The organism is Peptoniphilus sp. HMSC075B08, assembly GCF_001815405.1.
In the GTDB taxonomy this organism is placed as follows: Bacteria; Bacillota; Clostridia; order Tissierellales; family Peptoniphilaceae; genus Peptoniphilus_A; species Peptoniphilus_A harei.
This window is the reverse complement of sequence record NZ_KV820457.1, coordinates 1-20,235: the sequence shown is the minus strand read 5'-3', so window position 1 is coordinate 20,235 and position 20,235 is coordinate 1. Positions and strand designations below refer to the sequence as shown.

General features: G+C 32.1%; 23 protein-coding genes and 3 pseudogenes. 22 read left to right on the top strand and 4 right to left on the bottom strand.

What is annotated here, in order from left to right; all coding sequences use genetic code 11:
* Positions 1–95: 95 nt before the first annotated feature.
* The 14 genes and pseudogenes from HMPREF3023_RS06490 to HMPREF3023_RS09660 all read left to right on the top strand — a co-directional run bounded on the left by HMPREF3023_RS06490 (position 96) and on the right by HMPREF3023_RS09660 (position 7,810).
* Positions 96–1,439 (top strand): annotated as a pseudogene (locus tag HMPREF3023_RS06490) (phage portal protein).
* Positions 1,360–2,096, top strand: a pseudogene (locus HMPREF3023_RS06485) (head maturation protease, ClpP-related). Before HMPREF3023_RS06490 ends, HMPREF3023_RS06485 begins: the two co-directional pseudogenes overlap by 80 nt.
* 4 nt (positions 2,097–2,100) lie before the next feature.
* A pseudogene (locus HMPREF3023_RS06480) lies at positions 2,101–3,277 on the top strand (phage major capsid protein).
* 22 nt (positions 3,278–3,299) lie between these two features.
* Positions 3,300–3,578, top strand: coding sequence for a head-tail connector protein (locus tag HMPREF3023_RS06475; RefSeq protein WP_070701873.1), 279 nt, complete (start codon positions 3,300–3,302; stop codon positions 3,576–3,578).
* The gene (locus HMPREF3023_RS06470) at positions 3,578–3,865 is read left to right on the top strand and encodes a phage head completion protein (RefSeq protein ID WP_070701871.1); all 288 of its coding nucleotides are present in this window, start codon (positions 3,578–3,580) and stop codon (positions 3,863–3,865) included. The genes HMPREF3023_RS06475 and HMPREF3023_RS06470 overlap by 1 nt, the downstream gene beginning before the upstream one ends.
* 83 nt (positions 3,866–3,948) lie before the next feature.
* Positions 3,949–4,146 carry an HK97 gp10 family phage protein gene (locus HMPREF3023_RS09680; protein WP_246829196.1) on the top strand — a complete coding sequence of 66 codons (198 nt, stop codon included), beginning with the start codon at positions 3,949–3,951 and terminating at the stop codon, positions 4,144–4,146.
* Positions 4,147–4,206: 60 nt separating this feature from the next.
* Positions 4,207–4,539, top strand: coding sequence for a hypothetical protein (locus tag HMPREF3023_RS06465; protein WP_070701869.1), 333 nt, complete (start codon positions 4,207–4,209; stop codon positions 4,537–4,539).
* On the top strand, positions 4,529–4,834 hold the full coding sequence (locus tag HMPREF3023_RS09855) for a major tail protein (protein ID WP_256373714.1): 306 nt from the start codon (positions 4,529–4,531) through the stop codon (positions 4,832–4,834). The genes HMPREF3023_RS06465 and HMPREF3023_RS09855 overlap by 11 nt, the downstream gene beginning before the upstream one ends.
* Positions 4,835–4,850: 16 nt before the next feature.
* Positions 4,851–5,120, top strand: a complete 270-nt coding sequence (locus HMPREF3023_RS09850; protein ID WP_371327607.1) for a major tail protein — start codon at positions 4,851–4,853, stop codon at positions 5,118–5,120.
* 11 nt (positions 5,121–5,131) lie between these two features.
* Entirely contained in the window at positions 5,132–5,278 is a 147-nt protein-coding gene (locus HMPREF3023_RS09675) for a hypothetical protein (RefSeq protein ID WP_246829195.1), read from the top strand.
* Positions 5,271–5,642, top strand: a complete 372-nt coding sequence (locus HMPREF3023_RS09670; RefSeq protein ID WP_246829198.1) for a hypothetical protein — start codon at positions 5,271–5,273, stop codon at positions 5,640–5,642. Before HMPREF3023_RS09675 ends, HMPREF3023_RS09670 begins: the two co-directional genes overlap by 8 nt.
* 65 nt (positions 5,643–5,707) lie before the next feature.
* Complete coding sequence (locus HMPREF3023_RS06450) at positions 5,708–6,631, top strand: FRG domain-containing protein (RefSeq protein ID WP_070701867.1); 924 nt, start codon at positions 5,708–5,710, stop codon at positions 6,629–6,631.
* Between the two features lie 259 nt (positions 6,632–6,890).
* On the top strand, positions 6,891–7,280 hold the full coding sequence (locus HMPREF3023_RS09665; protein WP_070701865.1) for a hypothetical protein: 390 nt from the start codon (positions 6,891–6,893) through the stop codon (positions 7,278–7,280).
* Positions 7,277–7,810 (top strand): hypothetical protein, encoded by a 534-nt coding sequence (locus tag HMPREF3023_RS09660; RefSeq protein ID WP_070701863.1) that lies wholly within the window; start codon positions 7,277–7,279, stop codon positions 7,808–7,810. The genes HMPREF3023_RS09665 and HMPREF3023_RS09660 overlap by 4 nt, the downstream gene beginning before the upstream one ends.
* A 6-nt stretch (positions 7,811–7,816) precedes the next feature.
* Here the strand turns inward: HMPREF3023_RS09660 and HMPREF3023_RS09245 are convergent, their stop codons facing one another.
* The 3 genes from HMPREF3023_RS09245 to HMPREF3023_RS09350 form a co-directional block, all read right to left on the bottom strand.
* Positions 7,817–8,224, bottom strand: a complete 408-nt coding sequence (locus tag HMPREF3023_RS09245) for an IS3 family transposase (protein ID WP_083315534.1) — start codon at positions 8,222–8,224, stop codon at positions 7,817–7,819.
* Between the two features lie 14 nt (positions 8,225–8,238).
* Entirely contained in the window at positions 8,239–8,613 is a 375-nt protein-coding gene (locus HMPREF3023_RS09240) for an IS3 family transposase (RefSeq protein ID WP_083315533.1), read from the bottom strand.
* Between the two features lie 103 nt (positions 8,614–8,716).
* The gene (locus tag HMPREF3023_RS09350; protein ID WP_246829194.1) at positions 8,717–9,151 is read right to left on the bottom strand and encodes a helix-turn-helix domain-containing protein; all 435 of its coding nucleotides are present in this window, start codon (positions 9,149–9,151) and stop codon (positions 8,717–8,719) included.
* 479 nt (positions 9,152–9,630) lie between these two features.
* Here HMPREF3023_RS09350 and HMPREF3023_RS06425 point away from each other — a divergent pair, with 479 nt between their 5' ends.
* Both HMPREF3023_RS06425 and HMPREF3023_RS06420 read left to right on the top strand, forming a co-directional pair.
* Positions 9,631–11,190 carry an AAA family ATPase gene (locus HMPREF3023_RS06425; RefSeq protein ID WP_083315532.1) on the top strand — a complete coding sequence of 520 codons (1,560 nt, stop codon included), beginning with the start codon at positions 9,631–9,633 and terminating at the stop codon, positions 11,188–11,190.
* A complete protein-coding gene (locus HMPREF3023_RS06420; RefSeq protein ID WP_070701861.1) occupies positions 11,174–12,088 on the top strand; it encodes a DUF4435 domain-containing protein in 915 nt (304 codons plus the stop codon). Before HMPREF3023_RS06425 ends, HMPREF3023_RS06420 begins: the two co-directional genes overlap by 17 nt.
* 372 nt (positions 12,089–12,460) lie before the next feature.
* On the opposite strand, the gene mobC is transcribed toward HMPREF3023_RS06420, so the two are convergent.
* Complete coding sequence (gene mobC / locus HMPREF3023_RS06415) at positions 12,461–12,817, bottom strand: plasmid mobilization protein (protein ID WP_070701859.1); 357 nt, start codon at positions 12,815–12,817, stop codon at positions 12,461–12,463.
* Between the two features lie 325 nt (positions 12,818–13,142).
* Between mobC and HMPREF3023_RS06410 the strand changes: the two genes are divergently transcribed.
* The 6 genes from HMPREF3023_RS06410 (at position 13,143) to HMPREF3023_RS06385 (ending at position 20,194) form a co-directional block, all read left to right on the top strand.
* Positions 13,143–13,766: a TetR/AcrR family transcriptional regulator gene (locus HMPREF3023_RS06410; RefSeq protein ID WP_010815642.1), complete on the top strand. Its 624-nt coding sequence runs from the start codon at positions 13,143–13,145 to the stop codon at positions 13,764–13,766.
* A 93-nt stretch (positions 13,767–13,859) separates the two neighbouring features.
* The gene (locus HMPREF3023_RS06405; RefSeq protein WP_070701857.1) at positions 13,860–15,605 is read left to right on the top strand and encodes an ABC transporter ATP-binding protein; all 1,746 of its coding nucleotides are present in this window, start codon (positions 13,860–13,862) and stop codon (positions 15,603–15,605) included.
* On the top strand, positions 15,599–17,332 hold the full coding sequence (locus HMPREF3023_RS06400; protein ID WP_004838467.1) for an ABC transporter ATP-binding protein: 1,734 nt from the start codon (positions 15,599–15,601) through the stop codon (positions 17,330–17,332). Before HMPREF3023_RS06405 ends, HMPREF3023_RS06400 begins: the two co-directional genes overlap by 7 nt.
* Positions 17,333–17,412: 80 nt before the next feature.
* Positions 17,413–17,994, top strand: a complete 582-nt coding sequence (locus tag HMPREF3023_RS06395) for an MptD family putative ECF transporter S component (protein WP_010815644.1) — start codon at positions 17,413–17,415, stop codon at positions 17,992–17,994.
* A complete protein-coding gene (locus HMPREF3023_RS06390; protein WP_065359337.1) occupies positions 17,994–18,728 on the top strand; it encodes an energy-coupling factor transporter transmembrane component T in 735 nt (244 codons plus the stop codon). Before HMPREF3023_RS06395 ends, HMPREF3023_RS06390 begins: the two co-directional genes overlap by 1 nt.
* Before the next feature lie 2 nt (positions 18,729–18,730).
* Positions 18,731–20,194, top strand: coding sequence for an ABC transporter ATP-binding protein (locus HMPREF3023_RS06385; RefSeq protein ID WP_070701855.1), 1,464 nt, complete (start codon positions 18,731–18,733; stop codon positions 20,192–20,194).
* The last annotated feature ends 41 nt before the right edge of the window (positions 20,195–20,235 follow it).

Genomic DNA, 20,235 nt, shown 5'->3' with positions numbered 1-20,235 from the left:
AACCATTGTATTAAGTGATAAAAGCGAAATTAAGGGCAGACATCTACTAATTGCAGTAGGTGCTTTTGTTTTGCAAAAAAAATTAGGAGGAAGAGATGGAAATATTAAGCGAGTTATTCACCCTAAAGGATACACAAAAAAGCAGAGATAAGCCTACAAATAGAACAAATGGAAGTGCATATAGTTTTTTAATGGGTGGTTCTTCATCTGGTAGAAGAGTAAATGAACGCTCGGAAATGCAGATGACCGCAGTATATAGCTGTGTTTGTATTTTATCTGAAGCTGTCGCAAGTTTGCCATTTCATGTGTCTCTTAGGACAGATACAGGAACTGAAAAAGCAGTAGAGCATTCGTTATATAGGGTGCTTCATGACGAACCAAATTCTGAAATGACAAGTTTCGTTTTTAGAGAAACCATGATGACACATTTACTCCTTTTGGGTAATGCTTATGCTTAGATAATGAGAAAAGGTAAGGGTGAAGTCTTAGAACTTTATCCGCTTATACCTGATAAGATGAAGGTGGATAGAGATGATAAGGGTCAAATTTGCTATGAATATTTTGTGAGTGATTCAGATGCAGGAACAGAAAAACAAGGGATTGTTAAGTTAAACGGGTCCGATGTTCTTCATATCCCTGGGCTTGGATTTGATGGGCTTGTGGGCTATTCATCCATTGCTATGGCTAAAAATGTTATAGGCATGACAATCGCAACAGAAGAATATGGTGCTAAGCTTTTTGCTAATGGGGCAGCACCAAGTGGAATCTTAGAACCTACGGGGACAGTAAAAGATCCAGAGGCTATGAGGGAAAGCTGGTTTAAAGGTTTTTCTGGAGGAAACAGCCATAAGATAGCGATTTTGGAAGAAGGAATGAAGTACACGCCGATTTCCATTTCTCCAAATGAAGCACAGTTTTTAGAAACAAGAAAATTTCAAATCAATGAGATAGCTAGGATTTTCAGAGTACGACCTCATATGGTAGGTGACCTTGAGAAGTCTAGCTTTTCTAATATCGAGCAGCAATCTCTAGCGTTTTTGAAGTACACTCTCAATCCTTGGGTGGCAAGATGGGAGCAATCCATTGTCCGAAGACTTTTTACTGATGAGGAAAAGAAAAAGTACTATGTGAAATTTAATGTTGATGGACTCCTTCGAGGAGATTACCGATCAAGAATGAATGGTTATGTAACTGCAAGACAAAACGGATGGATGTCTGCCAATGATATTAGAGAATTAGAAAACCTAGACCGTATTCCAAGTGGAGATGGCGGAGACTTATATCTCATAAATTGAAATATGCTCCCGCTAAACCGTGCAGGAGCATTTGCAAGTGATTACGGAAAGGAGAAAGAACCTAATGAAGAAGTTTTGGAAGTGGAAGAATGGGGTGAAAAACCAAAACGAAGAGGAAGTGACAGAGCACATTCTATTCCTTAATGGAACGATAGCTGAAGAATCTTGGTTTGATGAGATGTAACACCACAGCTTTTCAAAGATGAGCTAAATAAGGGAAATGGAAACATTACTGTTTGGATTAACTCACCAGGAGGCGGCTGCGTAGCAGCAGCTCAAATCTACAATATGCTAATTGATTATAAGGGTGATGTCACAGTCAAGATTGATGGCATAGTAGCAAGTGCTGCATCTGTTATTGCAATGTCAGGGACAAAGATTTTAATGAGTCCGGTATCCATGCTAATAATCCATAATCCTCTGATTATTGCTTTTGGGAATAAGAGCGAGATGGAAAAAGCAATCTCAATACTAGATGAAGTGAAAGAGTCAATCATCAATGCTTATGAAATTAAGACAGGACTATCTAGAGCAAAACTATCTCATCTAATAGATTCAGAAATATGGATGGATGCAAATAAAGTGATAGAGCTTGGCTTTACTGATAATATCTTAAAAAGAAGTGAAGCTAATGACATGGAAATTCCACAGGTTTCTATGATGTATCAGGAGGCACAGGTTGTAAATTCACTTATGGATAAGTTAGCTACAAAATGCAAGATAGAAAATAAAGAAACAACTACAGGTGTTAAGGCGGATTTATTAATAGAACGTCTTTTTTTAATGAAAAATTGGAGGTAGAAAAATGATTAAGATTTTAGAAATGATTGAAAAACGTAATAAGGCTTGGGAAGATGCTAAAGCTTTTCTAGAAAGAAAAAGAGATAAAGACGGCCTTATTTCTGAAGAGGATGCTTTGGTCTATGACGAGATGGAAAATAAGGTCCATAATTTTAGTTTAGAGATTGAGCGTCTACAGAAGATGGAAGAACTAGATAAAGAACTATCTAAGCCTATGTCTGATGCTATTGTAAATAGACCGATGAAGGTTGAAGAAAGATAAGAAAAGAAAGGTAGAGCAAGAGATGAGTATAAGAATGCTATGCTAAATGCTCTGCGTTCAAATTTTAAGAGAGTAGAAAATGTTCTTCAAGAAGGTGTTGATGCAGATGGTGGGTATTTGGTTCCGGATGAGTATGATGACAGATTGATTGAGACGCTTGAAGAAGAAAATATCATGCGTTCTCTTGGAACAACTATCACAACAAGTGGTCAGCATAAAATCAATATTGCTATGTCAGACCCTGTGGCAGCTTGGATTGAAGAAGGGGGGAACACTTAACTTTGGCGATTCTAAGTTTGCACAGGTGCTTCTTGATGCACATAAACTTCATGTCGCAATCAAAGTAACAGAAGAACTATTATATGATAATGCATTTAAACTAGAGGATCATATCCTGACTGCTTTTGGTAGAGCATTGGCAAACGCAGGGGAAGATGCTTTCCTAAATGGTGATGGAACCGGTAAATCAACTGGTATTTTTAATAAAACTAATGGAGGAACTTATCTAAAGGACATCACAGCAGTAAAATCCGATGATTTGATTGACCTTATCCATGCATTAAAACGTCCATATAGAAAGAATGCTACTTTTATCATGAACTATAAGACAATCGTACAGGTTAGAAAGCTTAAAGATAACAATGGTGCATATATTTGGCAGCCATCTTATCAGGATGGTGAGCCTGATAGAATTCTAGGATATCCAGTTAAGACTTCATCTTTTGCACCGGAAAATGCCATCGCATTTGGTGACTTTAGCTACTACAACATTGGCGACAGAGGGGCTCGTTATTTCAAAGAACTTACTGAACTATTTGCAGGTAATGGAATGATTGATTTTGTGGCGAAGGAGAGAGTCCATGGAAAGCTTGTATTAAAAGAAGCTGTTTATATTCTTCCAATTAAGACTACATCATAATTAATGGAAAGGGGTGCTGGTTATGGTTGTAAGTCTAGAAGAAATGAAAAACTATCTTAGGGTGGATACCAGTGAAGATGATAATCTGATTAGTACCCTTATCCAGTCTGCAGAGAAGATGTGCCTTGCTATTGCAAGAAAAGAGGAAGATGAAATCATAAAGAATGGTTTTAAAGAATACAAGGTAGCAGTGCTTTACGCTACTGCCTATCTTTACGAGCATAGGGAAGAATCTGACAATCATGAACTGACAATTACTCCTAGATCAATGTTATTTGGAGTAAGAAAGGCGGGATTTTAATGAAAGTTTCGCTATTAAATGAACGCATTACTATTGGAAAAAGCAAAATTGAAGTGGATAAAATAGGAAACCATAAAAATGTGTGGAGTAAATACTATTCTTGCTATGCAACCATCAGTAGTGAAGGTCCAAAGGAAGAAACAAGTAGTGGTGCTATATGGGATGAAAGCAAGATTGATTTTTCCATTCGCTACAGTGGGGAGGTAGCTGATATTTCATCAATAGGTTTTAGAGCGATTTTTCATAATTCTATTTATGAAATACGAGGGATTGACCATATGAATTAAAAGAAGAAAAGTATGAAGCTACACTGCAGGAGAGTGGAAAGATAAGCAGGGTAAAAAAGGCAGTTCTAAATGCAGGAAAGACTGTGCGTGATGAAATTAAAGCAAGTGCTCCAAGTGATACAGGTAAGTATTCTAAAAGCTGGACTGTGAAAACGATTAGAGAAACATCAAGTAGCCTGGGCTTGTTGTTCATTCTAGAAATAAATATCAGCTTACCCACCTTATTTAATTCGGTCATGCAAAGCGTGGTGGAGGTAGAGTATCTGCAAGACCACATATAGTAAATGCTGAAGAAAAAGCCATACAAAAATTTGAAAAAGAAATACAGGAGGCAATTTCAAATGGATAAGTTACTAGAAATTATAGAAAAAATTCGATTTCCGAGTGCTTATCACCATTTTGCTGAAGGTGAATCACCTAATCCGCCTTTTCTTATTTATATCTTGTCAGCAAGAGATAACTTTTCAGCGAATGGAAGGGTGTATTTTAAAGCAAATAAAGTTCATATTGAAGTTTATACAGATTACAAAAATCTAGATATAGGAAAGAAGGTAGAAGTCGTACTAGATGAGTACGGCATTTTTTATAACAAAATGGAAAGTTATATAGAGTCTGAAAAGCTCTACGAAGTCTTATATATTTTTGAAATGGAGGTAAAGACAAATGGGAAATAAGGTAAAGTATAACCTTAAAAATGTTCATGCTGTAAAGCTGAAAAAAGATACAAGCGGTGCATTTACTTATGAGAGTCCAAAGGCAATACCGGGAGCGGTCAGTATCAGCCTTGATGCTGAAGGGGAGTCTAGTCCTTTTTATGCTGATGGTATAGTGCATTTTAGATCTACTACCAATAACGGATATAGTGGAGATTTAGAGATTGCACTTATCCCAGAGTGGTTTAGAACAGAAATTCTAAAAGAAGAACTTGATAGAAATGGTGTGCTTGTAGAAAAAAGCAAATGTATCTGAACCAGAAAAGTTTGCACTGTTATTTGAATTTGATGGTGATGTCAATTCAATTAGACATGTTCTATATAACTGTTCTGCATCAAGACTGTCAATTGAATCAGAAACCAAAGAAGATACGATTGAACCCGGAACAGAAACACTATCGCTTACAGCAGATCCAAGAGAAAACGGTCTTGTAAAATCAAGAACTGGAGATACTACATCAGCAGATACTTATGCTAATTGGTATAAGAATGTGTATGTACCGCAGGCTAAAGGTGAAATACCTAAACCTACAGGACACTAAGGAGGATTTTTATGCTAGAAAAAACAGTAAGAGTAGGGGAGCTTGATGTAAAGTTTCGTTCGTCAGCTACAATACCAAGGCTATATAGAATTAAATTTAAGAGAGATATATTCAAAGACCTATCAAAGTTAGAAAAAACATTCAAAGCAAGTGAATGATCTTGAGATATTTGAAAATGTAGCCTATATTATGGCTTACCATGCAGATAGAAGTATTCCAGGAAATATCGATGATTGGCTTGACCAATTTGAGATGTTTTCAATCTATGAAATACTCCCTGAGATACTTGAACTTTGGGGAGCAAATTTAGAAACAGAAGTTCAGTCTAAAAAAAACTTCCAAAAAAGTAGCAGGGAAATGACAACAGCGCTATTTCTACTTAGATATATAGAAATAGGGATAAACATTTCTGAACTGGATTTACTAACCATAGGTATGGTACTTGATATTTGGACTGAGAAATCAAATGATGCGGCAAAGTACAGTAAGGCTGCAGGGCAAGCTGAATTTTACAGATTCTAATTTATCGTAAAATATGCTATAATTATTTATATAAAATTACGCATAACGAAAAAGGTGAATTTAAAATGATTTATCAAGGGAAAAAGCAGAAGCATGGATTTAAAACATATGTTGTGGAGAGTCTAAACGATTATATAACTTTGATTTCTCAAATATATAATGATGATGAGGAGTATTGGTATCGTGGACAAAGTAATGTGGGATATAGGCTTGTACCTTCTGGATTAAGAGAAGTGTATGCAATTGAAGATGCAAGAGGCTATGAATTTGAAACGCCTATTCCTGATAACCCCTGTAGTGGTTCTAATAATACAGTAGCATTTCTTCCAATCGAAAAGATGGTTAATGAGTTTGCGGCAAAGGCAAAGGCTCATGTGGAATATACAGTAAATAATATGGTTGAATGGGAATGTATTGCTCAACATTACGGACTTCCGACTAGAATGCTTGATTGGTCTACAAATGCATTAGATGCTTTATACTTTGCTGTATGCGATTGTAAAATAGGAGAAAGTAGCACAGACTACGAACATTTTCTAGATAACGGATTTGGAGAATGTGGGGGAGCTGTATTTGTAATTAATCCAATAAATATAAATAAGGAAACAATTCCATTTAAGGATGGTATAGAGCCATTTGTTTTGGATGTGAATGAACATGCTAAAGAAATACAGGAATATATTAATACCATGTTTCCACCTATTTGTATAAATGGTATTAATAAGGAAAAGAGAATATGTAGACAGTCAGGCAATTTTACAACAACAGGAACCTTGATTTGGCCACTTGATTATTATCAGGGAATACAGGATCAAATGACAAAAATTTTCATTCCGTATGCGTATTTTGAAGATATAAGAAGGCAATTGAAATCTATTGGTATTACACACGAAACTATATATGTAAATGAAGATTTGAAAGATGAAATCACAAAAAATATTGCAGTTGAAGCTAAAGAGAAATTCTATAAGGATTTATTTGGTGAATAGAGTTTTAGGATGTAATATCTTTCTGGGAGTCATTAAAGCGGGGAACTGATGGATATTTACAAGAACGCTATGTAGCAGTAGAAATGGAAGGATATTAGTCATACGATATTACTGAAAAAAGAGTAGTCCGTTATTTTGATGGCCAAGGAGAATTGATAGGAAAATAACTTCTAGTTTGTCTAACTGAATACTAAACTGTTTTTATGACACTTACTTAATGGCAGGTGTCTTTTTTATGCCCGTTTTTAGGAGGGGAGGGATGAAAGTGGCAAATAGAATTAAGGGAATTACTGTTGAGATTGGTGGAGATACAACAGGTCTTGATAAAGCCTTAAAAGGTGAGAACTCTACTATAAAAAATACGCAGTCGCAGCTTCGTGATGTAAATAGACTTCTTAAACTTTATCCTTCCAATGCCAAGCTACTTGCTCAGAAACAACAGCTACTGCAAAAGGAAATTTCTGAAACTAAAAGCAAACTGGATGCTTTAAAAGAAGCAGATAAGCAGGCAAAAGTGCAGCTTGAAAATGGGGAGCTTGGTCAAGATAAATATGATGCTCTTCAAAGAGAAATCATTGAAACAGAAAACAACCTAAAGGCTCTTGAGGAAGAGGCAAAAAAGTACCATCGGCACTATCTGTTTCCATGAAAGAGACAGGATATAAAATTAAAGCGGTTGGAGATAAGACTACCGAAGTTGGTAAAGGACTATCTACTCATGTAACAGCACCTATTGTAGCAATGAGTGCAGCTTCGCTCGTTGCCTTTAATGAAGTGGATAAAGGAATGGATATTATCACACAAAAGATAGGAGCATCCGATAAGGCTTTAAAAGAAATGAAAGATAGTATGAAAAACCTTGCTGCTTCCATCCCAACAGACTTTGAAACAGCAGGTGCTGCTATCGGTGAAGTAAATACTAGATTTGGTCTTACTGGTCAGAAACTTGAAGATTTATCTGGTAAGTTCATTAAGTTTGTTCAGCTTAATAATACAGATGTATCTACTGCTATTGATAATACGCAGAAGGTTATATCTGCTTTTGGTCTTAAAGCTGAAGATGCAGGAACTTTACTTGATACCATGAATGCTGTAGGTCAAAGAACTGACATCAGCATGGATATGTGGTGCCCCCCTAAAGTTGGACCAAATACCAGAGAGAATTTATATTTTCTCTGATATTTTTTATGCTACATTCTTTTCTCTATATTCCACTGGACTTAAATATCCTAATTTTTCTTTTATCCTATCTTTGTTGTAATATGCTATATACTTTTCTATTATTTCTTTTAATTCTTCATATGAATAGAATTTGTTTCTATAGTATATTTCTTGTTTTAGTATTCCAAAGAAGTTTTCCATTGGTGAGTTATCTAGACAATTACCTTTTCTTGACATGGATTGGGTTATTTCTTCTGATTCAAGCCTTGATGTGTATTGTTTTATTTTATAAGCCCATCCTTGGTCTGAATGAAAGATCCTTTCTTCTTTATTTATTCCAGTTATTTTTATTGCTTTTTCTAAGGCTTTTAGTATTGGTTCTAGTGTTGGTTGTTTTGATATTTCGTAACTTATGATTTCACCATTATACATATCTAAATATGGGTTTAGATAAAGCTTTTTACTTGATAGTTACCTTTTGTATCTTTTTCTAGATACTTAAATTCTGTTGTATCTGTTGTTATACATGTGTAGGCTTTTTCTACTTTAAAGTTTCTATTTATTTCATTATCTGCTACTTTTCCTATTGTTCCTTTATATGATGAGTATTTTCTTGTTTTTCTTGAGAAGCTTGTTACTTGAAGTTTTAGTTTTTGGAGTAGTCTTTGAACTTTCTTTTTATTTATCAATAGTCCTGTTTTCTTTAACATTGCTGTTATTCTTCTGTATCTATAGTTTGGATTGTCTTTTCTAATCTCTAATATTTTCTTCTCCACTTGCTCATCTTTGTTTGGTCTGTCTAAGCGTTGTTGCCAATACATGTAACTTGATTTTGGAAAGTTAAAGTATTCTAAAAGATCTTTTAATTTGAATTTATCTCTTAGTGATTTAATGATCTTAGATATTCGTCTATTTCTGATTCTGTCATCTGAGAGAATTGAATCTTTTTTTTAGAATTTCTACTTCCATTTGAAGATAGTAGTTTTCTTCTCTTAGTTTTTCTAATTCACTCAATTCTTCTTTTGTTTTATTACTTTTGTTTTTTAGTTTTTTATTTTTATCTGTGTTTGGCATATTTGAAGGTCTTCCTCTCTTTTTTGATTTCAGTCCTTCTATGCCTTCTTCTCTAAATTCTTTTACCCATCTAGCTATAATGGATGGATTGTTGATTTTAAGTTCATTTGCTAGGCTTTGATAGGACATTTCTCCTGTTAAGTACAAGTTTACAGTATTTAATTTGAAGGCTAAAGAGTAACGATTGTTCTTTCTTGATACTTCTAGTCCTTCATAGCCCTGATTTTTGAATGTTTCTACCCATCTCTGTATGATACATTTATTTGATATGTTGTATTTTTCCATATCCTATGTTTCCTTCTAAATATTTTTTACAACTTTTAATTTGAATTCTAGATTGTATTTTGCCATAAAAAAACTGCGTTGTTTTTTAAGTCCAACTTCTGGGGAGCAATTCAGAATTATTCTACTTCTTTTTTGCAATTTAAATGTCTTTAAAGGAGAACATTTTTATATTAAATGGTCATTTAATGGTATAATATAATAAATATAAACTTCCAACGTAGGATATATTGAGAGCTTTTAGTTATAAAATATTATTCAAGAAACTAATAGATTTAGATATGAAAATTTTTTAATTAATGGAAAAGCAGAAGTTAGCAGATGTACTTTTTGTAAAATGAAGAATGGAGAAAATATTACTATTGACTTTATTTTCAGAGTATACGATAGTTTAAATAGCGATATAAATGAAGGCATGGAGCTGGTTAATGATGCAAATAATTGATTATGTAATAGAATCAATAAAAGTAAAGGAATAAAAAATGAAACATAAAAACTACATTAAGATAGATGATTTATCTAGACGATTTGCATTGACAAATGAACAATTGCTGGAGTATTTATTTTTAAATGATATTGAAATATTCAGTGAAAATGATGGTATAAATTTATCGGATAAAAAAATAAAAGAACTTCTTCAAAGACTTAATGCTACAAAGAAAAAAAATCACAACAACAAATCTGGACTTAAATCTATAAAAATAGAAGGATTATTTGGGAAGTATGACTATAGTCTTGATTTTAGAAATGATATAGCAATATGGATTTCTGAAAATGGAGTTGGTAAAACTACATTATTAACTATAATAGTTGCTATTTTAACAGGAGATGCAAGAACCTTATATGATATTAATTTTAAAAAAATTTCAGTTAATATATCAAATAATAACTATATTATTGACAAACAAAAACCTACTTCATCATTCAAAGATAAAGAAAACATTGAATATATAAATCGACATATGATGTATTTATTAGAAGATTTGGAGAGATATCTTCCTAGAAATCTATCTCTGAGAATTAGAAATGAGATAATACATAATAGATATATAGATCCATCTATGTGGGATGAAATAATCTATAGATTGCAATATGATGAAAGGTTCAATAATGATAGATTAGATCAAATCATACATAAGATTAAGGACTTGCAGTATAGTGCTTTGTATGATGAGATTTATAGAATTAAAGATAACTTAAGGGAAGAAATTGTTTTTTACCCTACATATAGACGAGTAGAGGTTGGCTTTGAAAGAGTATTTTCCACTAATATCAAAAAATATGTAAATAGAGCGTTAACTACTAAATATATGGGATTTGGTATGAGTGATGTTAAAAATAGGATAAGAAATCTGTTGGAGAAATTACGTAAAGATGCAAATGCAGCATATATTGAAATGAATGCGAATATTATTAGTGAATTATTAGCAGATCGTATAGGTAATTATATAGATGATTTTGGCGATATCGATATGCACAAAGTAGATGTAGTTATTAAAAGGATAGGTGAAGATAGGATAGACAATATTGATAAGCTAAGACCATTTTTAAAATCTAGAGAGTTTAATGAAAATAAGTCTAATATAGAATTTTTAATTTATTATTTGCAAAAGCTAGTGAATATATATAATTCACAGGAGGCTATTGATAAAAAATTAAGTAAGTTTGCTCAGGTTTGTTCTAAGTATATATCTGGGAAAAAAATAGAGTATGATGAAACAATGTTGACTATGAATGTGCTTGATAGTGATGGATTAAAAATTGATTTCGAAGATCTTTCATCCGGAGAAAAGCAAATAGTTTCTATATTTTCTAAGGTTTATTTAGATGTTACGTCTCCATGCATTTTTATAATTGATGAACCGGAAATTTCATTATCTATAGAATGGCAAAAGGAATTTTTAAGAGATATATATGACTCAGAAAAAGTAGCATTACTTATAGCGACAACACATTCTCCGTTTATATTTAAAAATGAATATGTAGATTATGTAAAAGAATTAGAAATGTATAAGGAGAAGAGAGATGTCACTAAGAGATAAAATGAGCGAGGAGTCTGAGTGCGTAGAAGCTATTTTTCTTAGCTACGTACAGAATAAGTCATCACAAGAAATATTTTTATTTTTTGAGGGAGTAGATGATTTTAAGTATTACTGTCCAAGAATATCTTTTGTATGTAATGATAAAAAATATAAAAAGTATGACTGTAAATGCAAAACAAATGTATTAAGAATACATAGTATGATTATTAATCAGGCTGGCAAAGATAATAAAGCTATAACAATGTTTTTTGTCGATAAAGATTTTGATGATAATTCAAATATTGATAATGATATTTATATTACTCCAGCTTACTCAATCGAAAACTTATATTTTACTGATTTGGCAATCGAAAATATGATACGAGCAGAAATGGGTTTATCAGAACATTCTAAAGATGATGAGAATGATTTCAATACCGCATATAATTACGTGATAAATTTTAGAGATAATATAATTAAGAATATTCTTTATGGAAATGCTTGTTATTCATTACAAATAAAAAAATCATATGGAGTAGATGGTGCCAAGCCAAACTTATCATCAATAAAGAGATATGATGATATAGCGAATATTTCGAAAATTGATGATATTAGGCGGAAAATTAAAAATTATATTGAGGTGTCAGATGATGAGATTGAAGAAGAATATGAAAGGTTAAAATCGGATGCTATAAGATTTATACGTGGGAAATATATGTTAGAAAAAATGCCAAAATGCATACAAAAAATAGAGGAAGAGTCTAACAAAGGAGCAAATCATGCAGGACATTGGTTTTCTAAAAAAAGACATATGCGTTTAAACATATCAGAATCAACTTTGATTTCAGATTTATCGAATTATGCAGAAACTCCGAGATGTCTGATCAATTATATACAAGAAAGATGCTCTGCCCTATAGAGAAGATGGAGGCTATCTTTCCATCTTCTTACCCATGTAAATTCCATAGTTCTTTTGCATTTGATAAAGCTCGTCCATAGTAGATGTTGTAGAAGACTATTCTTTCATAAGGGTATTTTTTTGAAATTTGTTAAGTTTTTCTAAAATTTCTTTTGAATTATACAACTTAGGATAGGATTATTTAGTTTTATAAGAGAATCCATACTTATGCTCCTCAAAAATGCTCCTCAAAAAAAGCCTCGCCGGAAGAGGTTGCTTTATATTTTCCATAGAAGGATTGATACTTTGAATTTGTTCTACTGTATCAGAAAGTAGATTCGTATCCTTATCAACTTCTTTGATTTTATAGGATGTATTTTTGTAATTGCCATACTAATCACCAGAACTTTCTTTTGATTTATTAAGAAGTAGAGAATGTATCTGCCATATTTCTCTTGATAATTTTTCTATCTGCTTATCCATCGATTCAATTTCATTTTTGTAAATAACACCAGTTGTATTAGTAGCTTTTGCAATCTGATTTATATTATTTGTTGCATTTGAAAGTAGCCATTGTAGGTTTCTAAATGGTTCTAAATCTACTACATAAATTTCTTTTTCTAATACGCACTTTCTAAGAAAGTGAGACATAGTTTTGCAATTTGCAAGTCTCATTTTCTTTTCAAAAACTTCCTTTTCTTCTTTAGTTAGTTTTATTTCTATTCTTTCATTTCTAAATCTATTTGCCATTTTATTCTCCTTTATAAAATATATTTCGGGGTCTTAGGGTTCTCCCTAACAAGGTAAAAATTAAAAAAATGGAGCATTCCGTAAAGGTCTGCTCCATTAATTTTTCGTAAGTGTCCGTACACTTACTGTGCTTGCTATTAAAGTTATAATCGCTATTAAAGTTATAATCGTTAAGCCTGTATTTAATTATTAGTAATTATATCATAATTAAGTATGATTTTCTACTGTTCCTATTGACAAAAATAAGATAAGAGTATATAATGATAACTAAGTTATCTATATGTCACAAACTTATAAATTTAGCCGTTAGTAAAGGAAGTGGGATATGACAGAAATTACTGGTTATGATTTAACACATAAAAAGATTATGGATAGTGGTAAAGTTAATTTTTTAAATGATGGCTATGAACGAGCTAATTTAAGAAAAATTTGCAAAGATGCTGGGGTTACAACGGGTGCTTTTTACAGGCATTTTAATGATAAAGAAGATTTATTTATCAGTTTAGTTGATCCATTGGCAAACGAACTTTTGGGTTTTTATAGCAAGTTTGAAGAGGAATCTTTTCAAAACATAGAAAAAAATTGTGGAGAAGATTTATCAAAAATTAACATTGAAGGGTCAATTGAATCTGCATTATATATGTTTAGCAAAAAAGATTTATTTAATCTTTTAATATATAAATCATATGGTACGAAATATGATAATTTTATAGAGCTTCTTGTGGAAAAGGAAGATATAAACAGACATAAAGCGTTTCAGATTATTTCAAAGAAAAAGAATATAAAATCAGAAGTCCCTAAAGATGCAATGCATTTGTTAAACCATGCTTATATTAATGCATTGTGTGAAATTATAATACATTCTCAAACAGAAGAAGAAGTAAAGTTAAACACAAGAATAGTTTCGAAGTTTTTTTATGATGGATGGGAGAAATTGCGATGTTTTTAAATATAAGGGAAAGGGTATTAAACGCCCTTATATTTTTTAAAATAAAGATAACTAAGTTAGCTAATTAAGTTATTTCATTTGGAGGTGTTGATTATGAAACAAAAAAGTCCTGCTACTATATTGTGGGAGCTTGCAAAAAAGGAACATTCAAAGTTAAAAACATCTGTATTTATAGCGAGTATCGGTGTTATTGCAGGGATTATTCCATATATTGCAGCAAGTCGTATTTTAGTTGAATTGTTAAAGGGAAATGAGGATTTTAAAATTTATTCTTTATGGTTAGGAATAGGATTGTTATCCTACATCTTAAAATCATTTTTATACTCTATGGCTTTATCTGTATCCCATAAAGCAACTTTTAGTGTACTGAAAGATGTTCGTTTAAGAATGCTTGAAAAACTTCCAAAGATGCCATTAGGAGAAATAATCTCTGTTCCAAGCGGAAACTTTAAGCAGATTATAGTGGATCAGGTTGAAAGTATGGAGAAACCGCTCGCTCACCTGTTGCCTGAAATGACATCGAATCTCTTAGGTTCTTTGAGTATATTTATTTACTTATTATTTCTTGATTGGAGAATGGCTCTTTTATCATTAGCATCCATTCCTGTGGGGATGCTTTTTATGGGACTCGTAATGAAAAATTATGCTGTTCAATATGAAGGATCTGTAAAGGTAAATCGAGAAATGAATTCTGCAATTATTGAGTATGTCAATGGAATAGAAGTGATAAAAACATTTAATCAAGACAAGAGATCGTACGCAAAGTACAAAGATAAAGTCATTGCAAATGCAAGATACTTTTATGAATGGATGAAGAGCTGTCAGTTACCTGTATCTTTATCTAAAAATATATCTCCTACTACAATGATAACAGTGCTTCCATTTGGTTGGTATTTCTACATTAGCGGCAGTTTAAGTGCAGAAGTATTTATATCTGTAATTATTCTATCTTTAGGTATTGCAGGACCTTTACTTGAAACAATCAATTTTGTTGATGGTCTTGCTAAGATAGGAACTATTGCTAATTCTATTAACTTAATTTTAGAAGGAAAAGAACAAAAGCATTCTGATAGAGAAGTAACTATCCAGCAATATAATATTGATTTACAAAATGTAAAGTTTGGATATGAAGAAGAAAAAGAAATTCTTCATGGAATATCCCTAAACATAAAAGAAGGGACAACAGTGGCTTTTGTTGGACCAAGTGGAAGTGGCAAGTCAACTTTAGCAAAATTAATAGCTGGATATTGGGATATTACGGAAGGAAATATAAATATTGGTGGATACAATCTTAATGAAATTCCATTAAAGCAATTATATAGTTTAACTGCCTTTGTTTCGCAGGATAATTTTTTGTTCAACGAAAGTATTAGGGAAAATATCCGAATGGGTAATCCAAGTGCCAGTGATAAAGAAGTAGAAGACATTGCTAAGAAATCGGGTTGTCATGATTTTATTATGAAAATGGAACATGGTTACGATACGGTTGTCGGAAGTAGTGGTAGCCATGTTTCTGGTGGAGAAAGGCAAAGAATATCTATAGCAAGAGCAATGCTCAAAAATGCACCTATTGTAATACTTGATGAAGCTACTTCATATATAGATCCTGAAAATGAAGTGATTATAAAGCAAGCTTTATCAAAGCTTATAAAAGATAAAACGGTGATTATTATTGCTCATAGATTATCAACTATAACAGATGCAGAACAAATATTCTTAATTGAGAATGGAAAACTTGTTTCATACGGTAAGCATGATGAATTATTAAAAGGTTGTGAATTATACCGAAATATGTGGAACGCTCATATAGGAACTAAGGATGGTGAGATGAAATGTTAAGTGCTTTAAAAAAGATTTTAGATTTCTCAGGTGATGAAAAGAAAAATGTATATCACTCTATATGGGTAAGTTTTTTGTTTGCGATTTTTCATATGCTTCAAATCAGTGCTATTTATTTTATAGTGAAAGCAATTGTCCAAAAAGACATGAGCATGATGCCCGCGTGGATCGCATTAATACTTCTTGTTATTAGCATAATCGGAAGAAGTGTTACAAATTATTTTTCACAATTACAGCAATGCCATGCAAGTTATTTCATGGTGGCAAATAAAAGAGTAGCAATAGGTGAAATGTTAAAAAAAATACCTATGGGATTTTTCAATGAAAACAATATTGGTGAAGTGGTTGGAATTTCTACAACTGTTTTAGAAGATGTAGAAAATACCGCAGCAATGGTTATGGTAAATACATTATCAGGTTTTATAAACACGATAATATTTACAATAATGATTTTAGCATTTGAGTGGAGAATAGGTTTTATTGTTGCAATTGGATGCCTATTGTACTTATTTGTTCTCTCAAAAATGGAAAGCAAATCAAGGAGTGTTCTTCCTAAAAGACAAAAAGCATCTGCTAAATTAGTTGATGCCATTTTAGAACAAATTGGAGGAATGTCTGTTATAAAATCCTTCAATTTAACAGGGAAAGGAGATGAAAAAGTCAGAGGTGCTATTGAAAATAGTAGAAAAATAAATCTTGATTGTGAAAAACTGTTTACACCTTATACGATTTTGCAAAATATTCTTTTGGATTTGTTTAGCATTTTGATAATAGGTGCAGGTATTTTCTTTTATATCAATGGAGAACTCTCATTCTTAAATACAGTTATGACGATTATAATTTCTTTTCTTGCTTTTTCTCAAATAAAATTGGCAGGAAGTGCAACAACTTCTCTCAGAGTTGTTAGTGGATCTATTGAGCAAACAAAGAAGTTAGAGAAATTTCCACAGATGGATATTGATGGAAAAGACATAAAGCCTACTACTTTCGATATTTCTTTTGATAATGTAGAGTTTTCTTATTCAGGCAAAAAAATCCTTGATGATATTTCTGTCAAGATACCACAAAACCAAATGACAGCTATAGTTGGACCTTCAGGAGCTGGAAAAACTACATTTTGCAATTTGATAGCGAGATTTTGGGATGTAGAGAAAGGAGAAATCAGCATAGGTAAACATAATATTAAAGAATATTCATTGGAGTCATTAATGAGACAAATTAGTATGGTTTTTCAAAATGTTTATTTATTTCAAGACACTATTGAGAACAATATAAAGTTTGCTAAGCCAGATGCTACACATGAGGAAGTTATAGAAGCTGCAAAGAAAGCGTGTTGTCATGAATTTATTATGAAGCTTCCTGAACAATATGAAACAGTTATAGGAGAGGGAGGTGCAAGTTTATCTGGTGGAGAAAGACAAAGAATATCAATAGCAAGGGCTATGATAAAAAATGCCCCGATTATTATTTTTGATGAAGCCACTGCAAATGTAGACCCTGAAAATGAGGATAAATTGCAGGTTGCTATGGAGGAACTCACAAGAAATAAAACAGTAATAATGATAGCACACAGACTAAAGACAATAAAAAATGCAAACCAAATACTTGTTTTAGCAAATGGAAAAATAAATCAAAAAGGCACACATGAAGAGCTAATTCAAGCAGAAGGTATCTATAAAAATTTTGTTGAGGCACGACAAAAGGCAGTTAATTGGAAACTGTCATAAGTGAAAATGATTTATATGAGAATTATTCAAATATAGCTCATGTAGATTTATATTATTTTAATTTAAGGAGGATTAAAAAAATGAAAAAAGGATTGTCAGCTAAAGATCTAATCAATGTAGGAATTTATACAGCTATTTATTTAGTTCTGTTTTTTGTAGTAGGGATGATGAATGCAATTCCTATCTTATACCCAGCTATCTATCTTCTAATTCCTATAGTCACAGGAATTCCCTTTATGTTGTTTTTAACCAAAATAGAAAAATTTGGCATGGTTACGATTATGTCAATTATTATCGGTGTGTTTTGGTATTTTATGGGCTATACATGGTTAGCATTAGTGGGATATATTCCATTTGGAATTATCAGTGATCTGGTTATGAAATCAGGTGGTTTTAAGAGTTTTAAAAAGAATGTTATTGGATTTTGGCTATTTTCTTGCGGAATGATAGGTTGTCAAATGCCAATGTGGGTAATGGCAGATACCTATATGGAAGGTGTTAAGCAACAAATGGGAGAACAATATGCACTTGCACTCGCAAAATATATGCCTTCTTGGATGGGGATTGCTGCATTTGGAATTATTTTTATCGGCTCAGTTATTGGTGCAAATTTAGGGAGGAAAATGCTTAAGAAACACTTTGAGAGAGCGGGTATCATTTAATGGAAGAGTATGAGGTATACGAACCGAATAAACCAAAGGGCTTTTTCTTAGATCCTCGTACTAAAATTTTATTTATGATATTTATAACAACCATAATGTCTGTCGGATATAAGGATATTTTAGTTAGCCTTATATCCGCCATTGTGGCAATAGCATTATTATTATCTAATAAACAAGTTAAGATAGCTTTCATTTATGGAGGGCTATTTACCTTGGCTATTATGGCACACTTTACGAAAGATATGTACACATTGCCTACACTCATAAATACAATTTCAGTATTGTTGAATGCCTTAATTTTAAGACTATTTCCAATTTTTATGTTGGGATATTATGTTGTAATGTCCACAAAAACGAGCGAGTTTATAGCAGCCATGGTAAAGTGGAAAATTCCCAATGCATTTATTATTCCAACAGCAGTTGCATTCAGGTTTATTCCAACTTTGAAAGAAGAACACAACTCTATTAAGACTGCTATGAAAATGAGAGGAATTAGTTTTAAAAATAAAAAGGCGTGGAAAAATCCAAGCTTATACTTGGAATATGTAACAATACCTTTAATAGTTTCTATTGCAAAAATAGGTGATGAATTGTCGGCGGCAGCAATAAGTAGAGGATTGGGAGCTTTGAAAAAGAGAACTACTGTAGTAAAAGTAAAGTTTACTATATATGATTTGCTAATTTTACTCTTTTCAATTGCCTTTACAGGACTATTTTTATATAGGAGGGGATAGCATTGATTGAATTTAAAGACGTGTCATTTACTTATGATAGCGGGAATAAGAATGCTGGAATTTATAATATTAATTTAAATATCAATGCTGGTGAAGTAGTTGTATTTTGTGGTGAGTCCGGTTGCGGAAAAACTACAATAAGTAGGTTGATAAATGGGTTAATTCCCGGGTATTATTCCGGAAATTTGACTGGTAGCGTTATTGTAAATGAAAATGAAATTTCTAAAAATTCTATTAATGAATTGAGTCAATATGTAGGATCAGTATTTCAAAATCCAAGAACTCAATTTTTCAATGTAGATTCAACAAGCGAAATTGCATTCGCCTGTGAAAATTTTGGGATTTCAAGAGAAGAAATTTGTAGAAGAATTGGCAAGGTAACAAAAGAATTAAATATAAAAGATTTGCTTGATAAGAGCTTGTTTTCTATGTCAGGAGGAGAAAAACAAAAAATTGCTTGTGCTTCTGCTGCTGTTATGGAGCCTGAAATCTATGTATTAGATGAGCCATCTTCTAATTTAGATATACAAACTATAAAAATGTTAAAATATATCATAAAAAATTGGAAAGAAAAAAAGTCAACTGTGGTTATTGCAGAGCATAGACTACAATATTTAATAGATATTGCAGATAGATTTATTTATATGAAAGATGGAAAAATTAACAAAGAATTTTCTTGTGTTGAGTTCAAGAAATTACCTAACAGCATTTTAAATAATATGGGGTTAAGGAGCATACACCCTATTGATACCAGTAGCCGTATAAAAAATATAGAATCTAAGGAACAAATAGAGATTAAGAATTTTATGTTTAGTTATGGAAAAGAGCCGTTTTTTGAAATTAATGATGCTGTATTACCTCAAAAATCTATTGTGGCTGTTTTAGGAAATAATGGTTCTGGAAAATCAACTTTTTCAAAATGCTTATGTGGAGTTGAAGAAAAAGCAAAAGGAACTTTAAATATACAAACAGAAAGTTATGCTACAAGAGAAAGGCTAAAAAAATGTTTTATGGTGATGCAGGATGTTAATCATCAATTATTTACCGAATCAGTTAAAGAAGAAATTCTTTTGAGTATAGAGAACGATGAGAATAAAGAAGAAAAGATCGATGAAATATGTAAAAAGTTAAATTTAATGGATTTTATAGATTGCCATCCAATGTCATTATCCGGAGGGCAAAAACAAAGGGTTGCAATTGCAAGTGCTATCGCTTCTGATAGGACAATACTGATTTTGGACGAACCTACAAGTGGTTTGGATTTTAAGAATATGAAAGAAGTTTCTAATGAAATGATAAGGCTTAAAGAGGACGGAAAAACTATTTTTATTATCACACATGATCCGGAATTAGTAGAATGTTGTTGTGATTATTTTATGTTTATGGAGAATGGAAAAGTCAAATGGCATGGTATTAAAGATGAAAAGAATATGGGAAAAATTAGGGAATTCTTCGATCAAACTTAAAATTTGCTAAAAAAAGGAGGTAATTTTATGAAACAAGATAT

Coding starts and splice junctions, on each gene's coding strand:
- HMPREF3023_RS06475 (WP_070701873.1), top strand. CDS start 3,300: ATGGTTGTAAGTCTAGAAGAAATGAAAAACTATCTTAGGGTGGATACC.
- HMPREF3023_RS06470 (WP_070701871.1), top strand. CDS start 3,578: ATGAAAGTTTCGCTATTAAATGAACGCATTACTATTGGAAAAAGCAAA.
- HMPREF3023_RS06465 (WP_070701869.1), top strand. CDS start 4,207: ATGGATAAGTTACTAGAAATTATAGAAAAAATTCGATTTCCGAGTGCT.
- HMPREF3023_RS09855 (WP_256373714.1), top strand. CDS start 4,529: ATGGGAAATAAGGTAAAGTATAACCTTAAAAATGTTCATGCTGTAAAG.
- HMPREF3023_RS09675 (WP_246829195.1), top strand. CDS start 5,132: ATGCTAGAAAAAACAGTAAGAGTAGGGGAGCTTGATGTAAAGTTTCGT.
- HMPREF3023_RS06450 (WP_070701867.1), top strand. CDS start 5,708: ATGATTTATCAAGGGAAAAAGCAGAAGCATGGATTTAAAACATATGTT.
- HMPREF3023_RS09665 (WP_070701865.1), top strand. CDS start 6,891: ATGAAAGTGGCAAATAGAATTAAGGGAATTACTGTTGAGATTGGTGGA.
- HMPREF3023_RS09660 (WP_070701863.1), top strand. CDS start 7,277: ATGAAAGAGACAGGATATAAAATTAAAGCGGTTGGAGATAAGACTACC.
- HMPREF3023_RS09245 (WP_083315534.1), bottom strand. CDS start 8,224: ATGTATAATGGTGAAATCATAAGTTACGAAATATCAAAACAACCAACA.
- HMPREF3023_RS09240 (WP_083315533.1), bottom strand. CDS start 8,613: ATGTATTGGCAACAACGCTTAGACAGACCAAACAAAGATGAGCAAGTG.
- HMPREF3023_RS09350 (WP_246829194.1), bottom strand. CDS start 9,151: ATGGAAAAATACAACATATCAAATAAATGTATCATACAGAGATGGGTA.
- HMPREF3023_RS06425 (WP_083315532.1), top strand. CDS start 9,631: ATGAAACATAAAAACTACATTAAGATAGATGATTTATCTAGACGATTT.
- HMPREF3023_RS06420 (WP_070701861.1), top strand. CDS start 11,174: ATGTCACTAAGAGATAAAATGAGCGAGGAGTCTGAGTGCGTAGAAGCT.
- mobC (WP_070701859.1), bottom strand. CDS start 12,817: ATGGCAAATAGATTTAGAAATGAAAGAATAGAAATAAAACTAACTAAA.
- HMPREF3023_RS06410 (WP_010815642.1), top strand. CDS start 13,143: ATGACAGAAATTACTGGTTATGATTTAACACATAAAAAGATTATGGAT.
- HMPREF3023_RS06405 (WP_070701857.1), top strand. CDS start 13,860: ATGAAACAAAAAAGTCCTGCTACTATATTGTGGGAGCTTGCAAAAAAG.
- HMPREF3023_RS06400 (WP_004838467.1), top strand. CDS start 15,599: ATGTTAAGTGCTTTAAAAAAGATTTTAGATTTCTCAGGTGATGAAAAG.
- HMPREF3023_RS06395 (WP_010815644.1), top strand. CDS start 17,413: ATGAAAAAAGGATTGTCAGCTAAAGATCTAATCAATGTAGGAATTTAT.
- HMPREF3023_RS06390 (WP_065359337.1), top strand. CDS start 17,994: ATGGAAGAGTATGAGGTATACGAACCGAATAAACCAAAGGGCTTTTTC.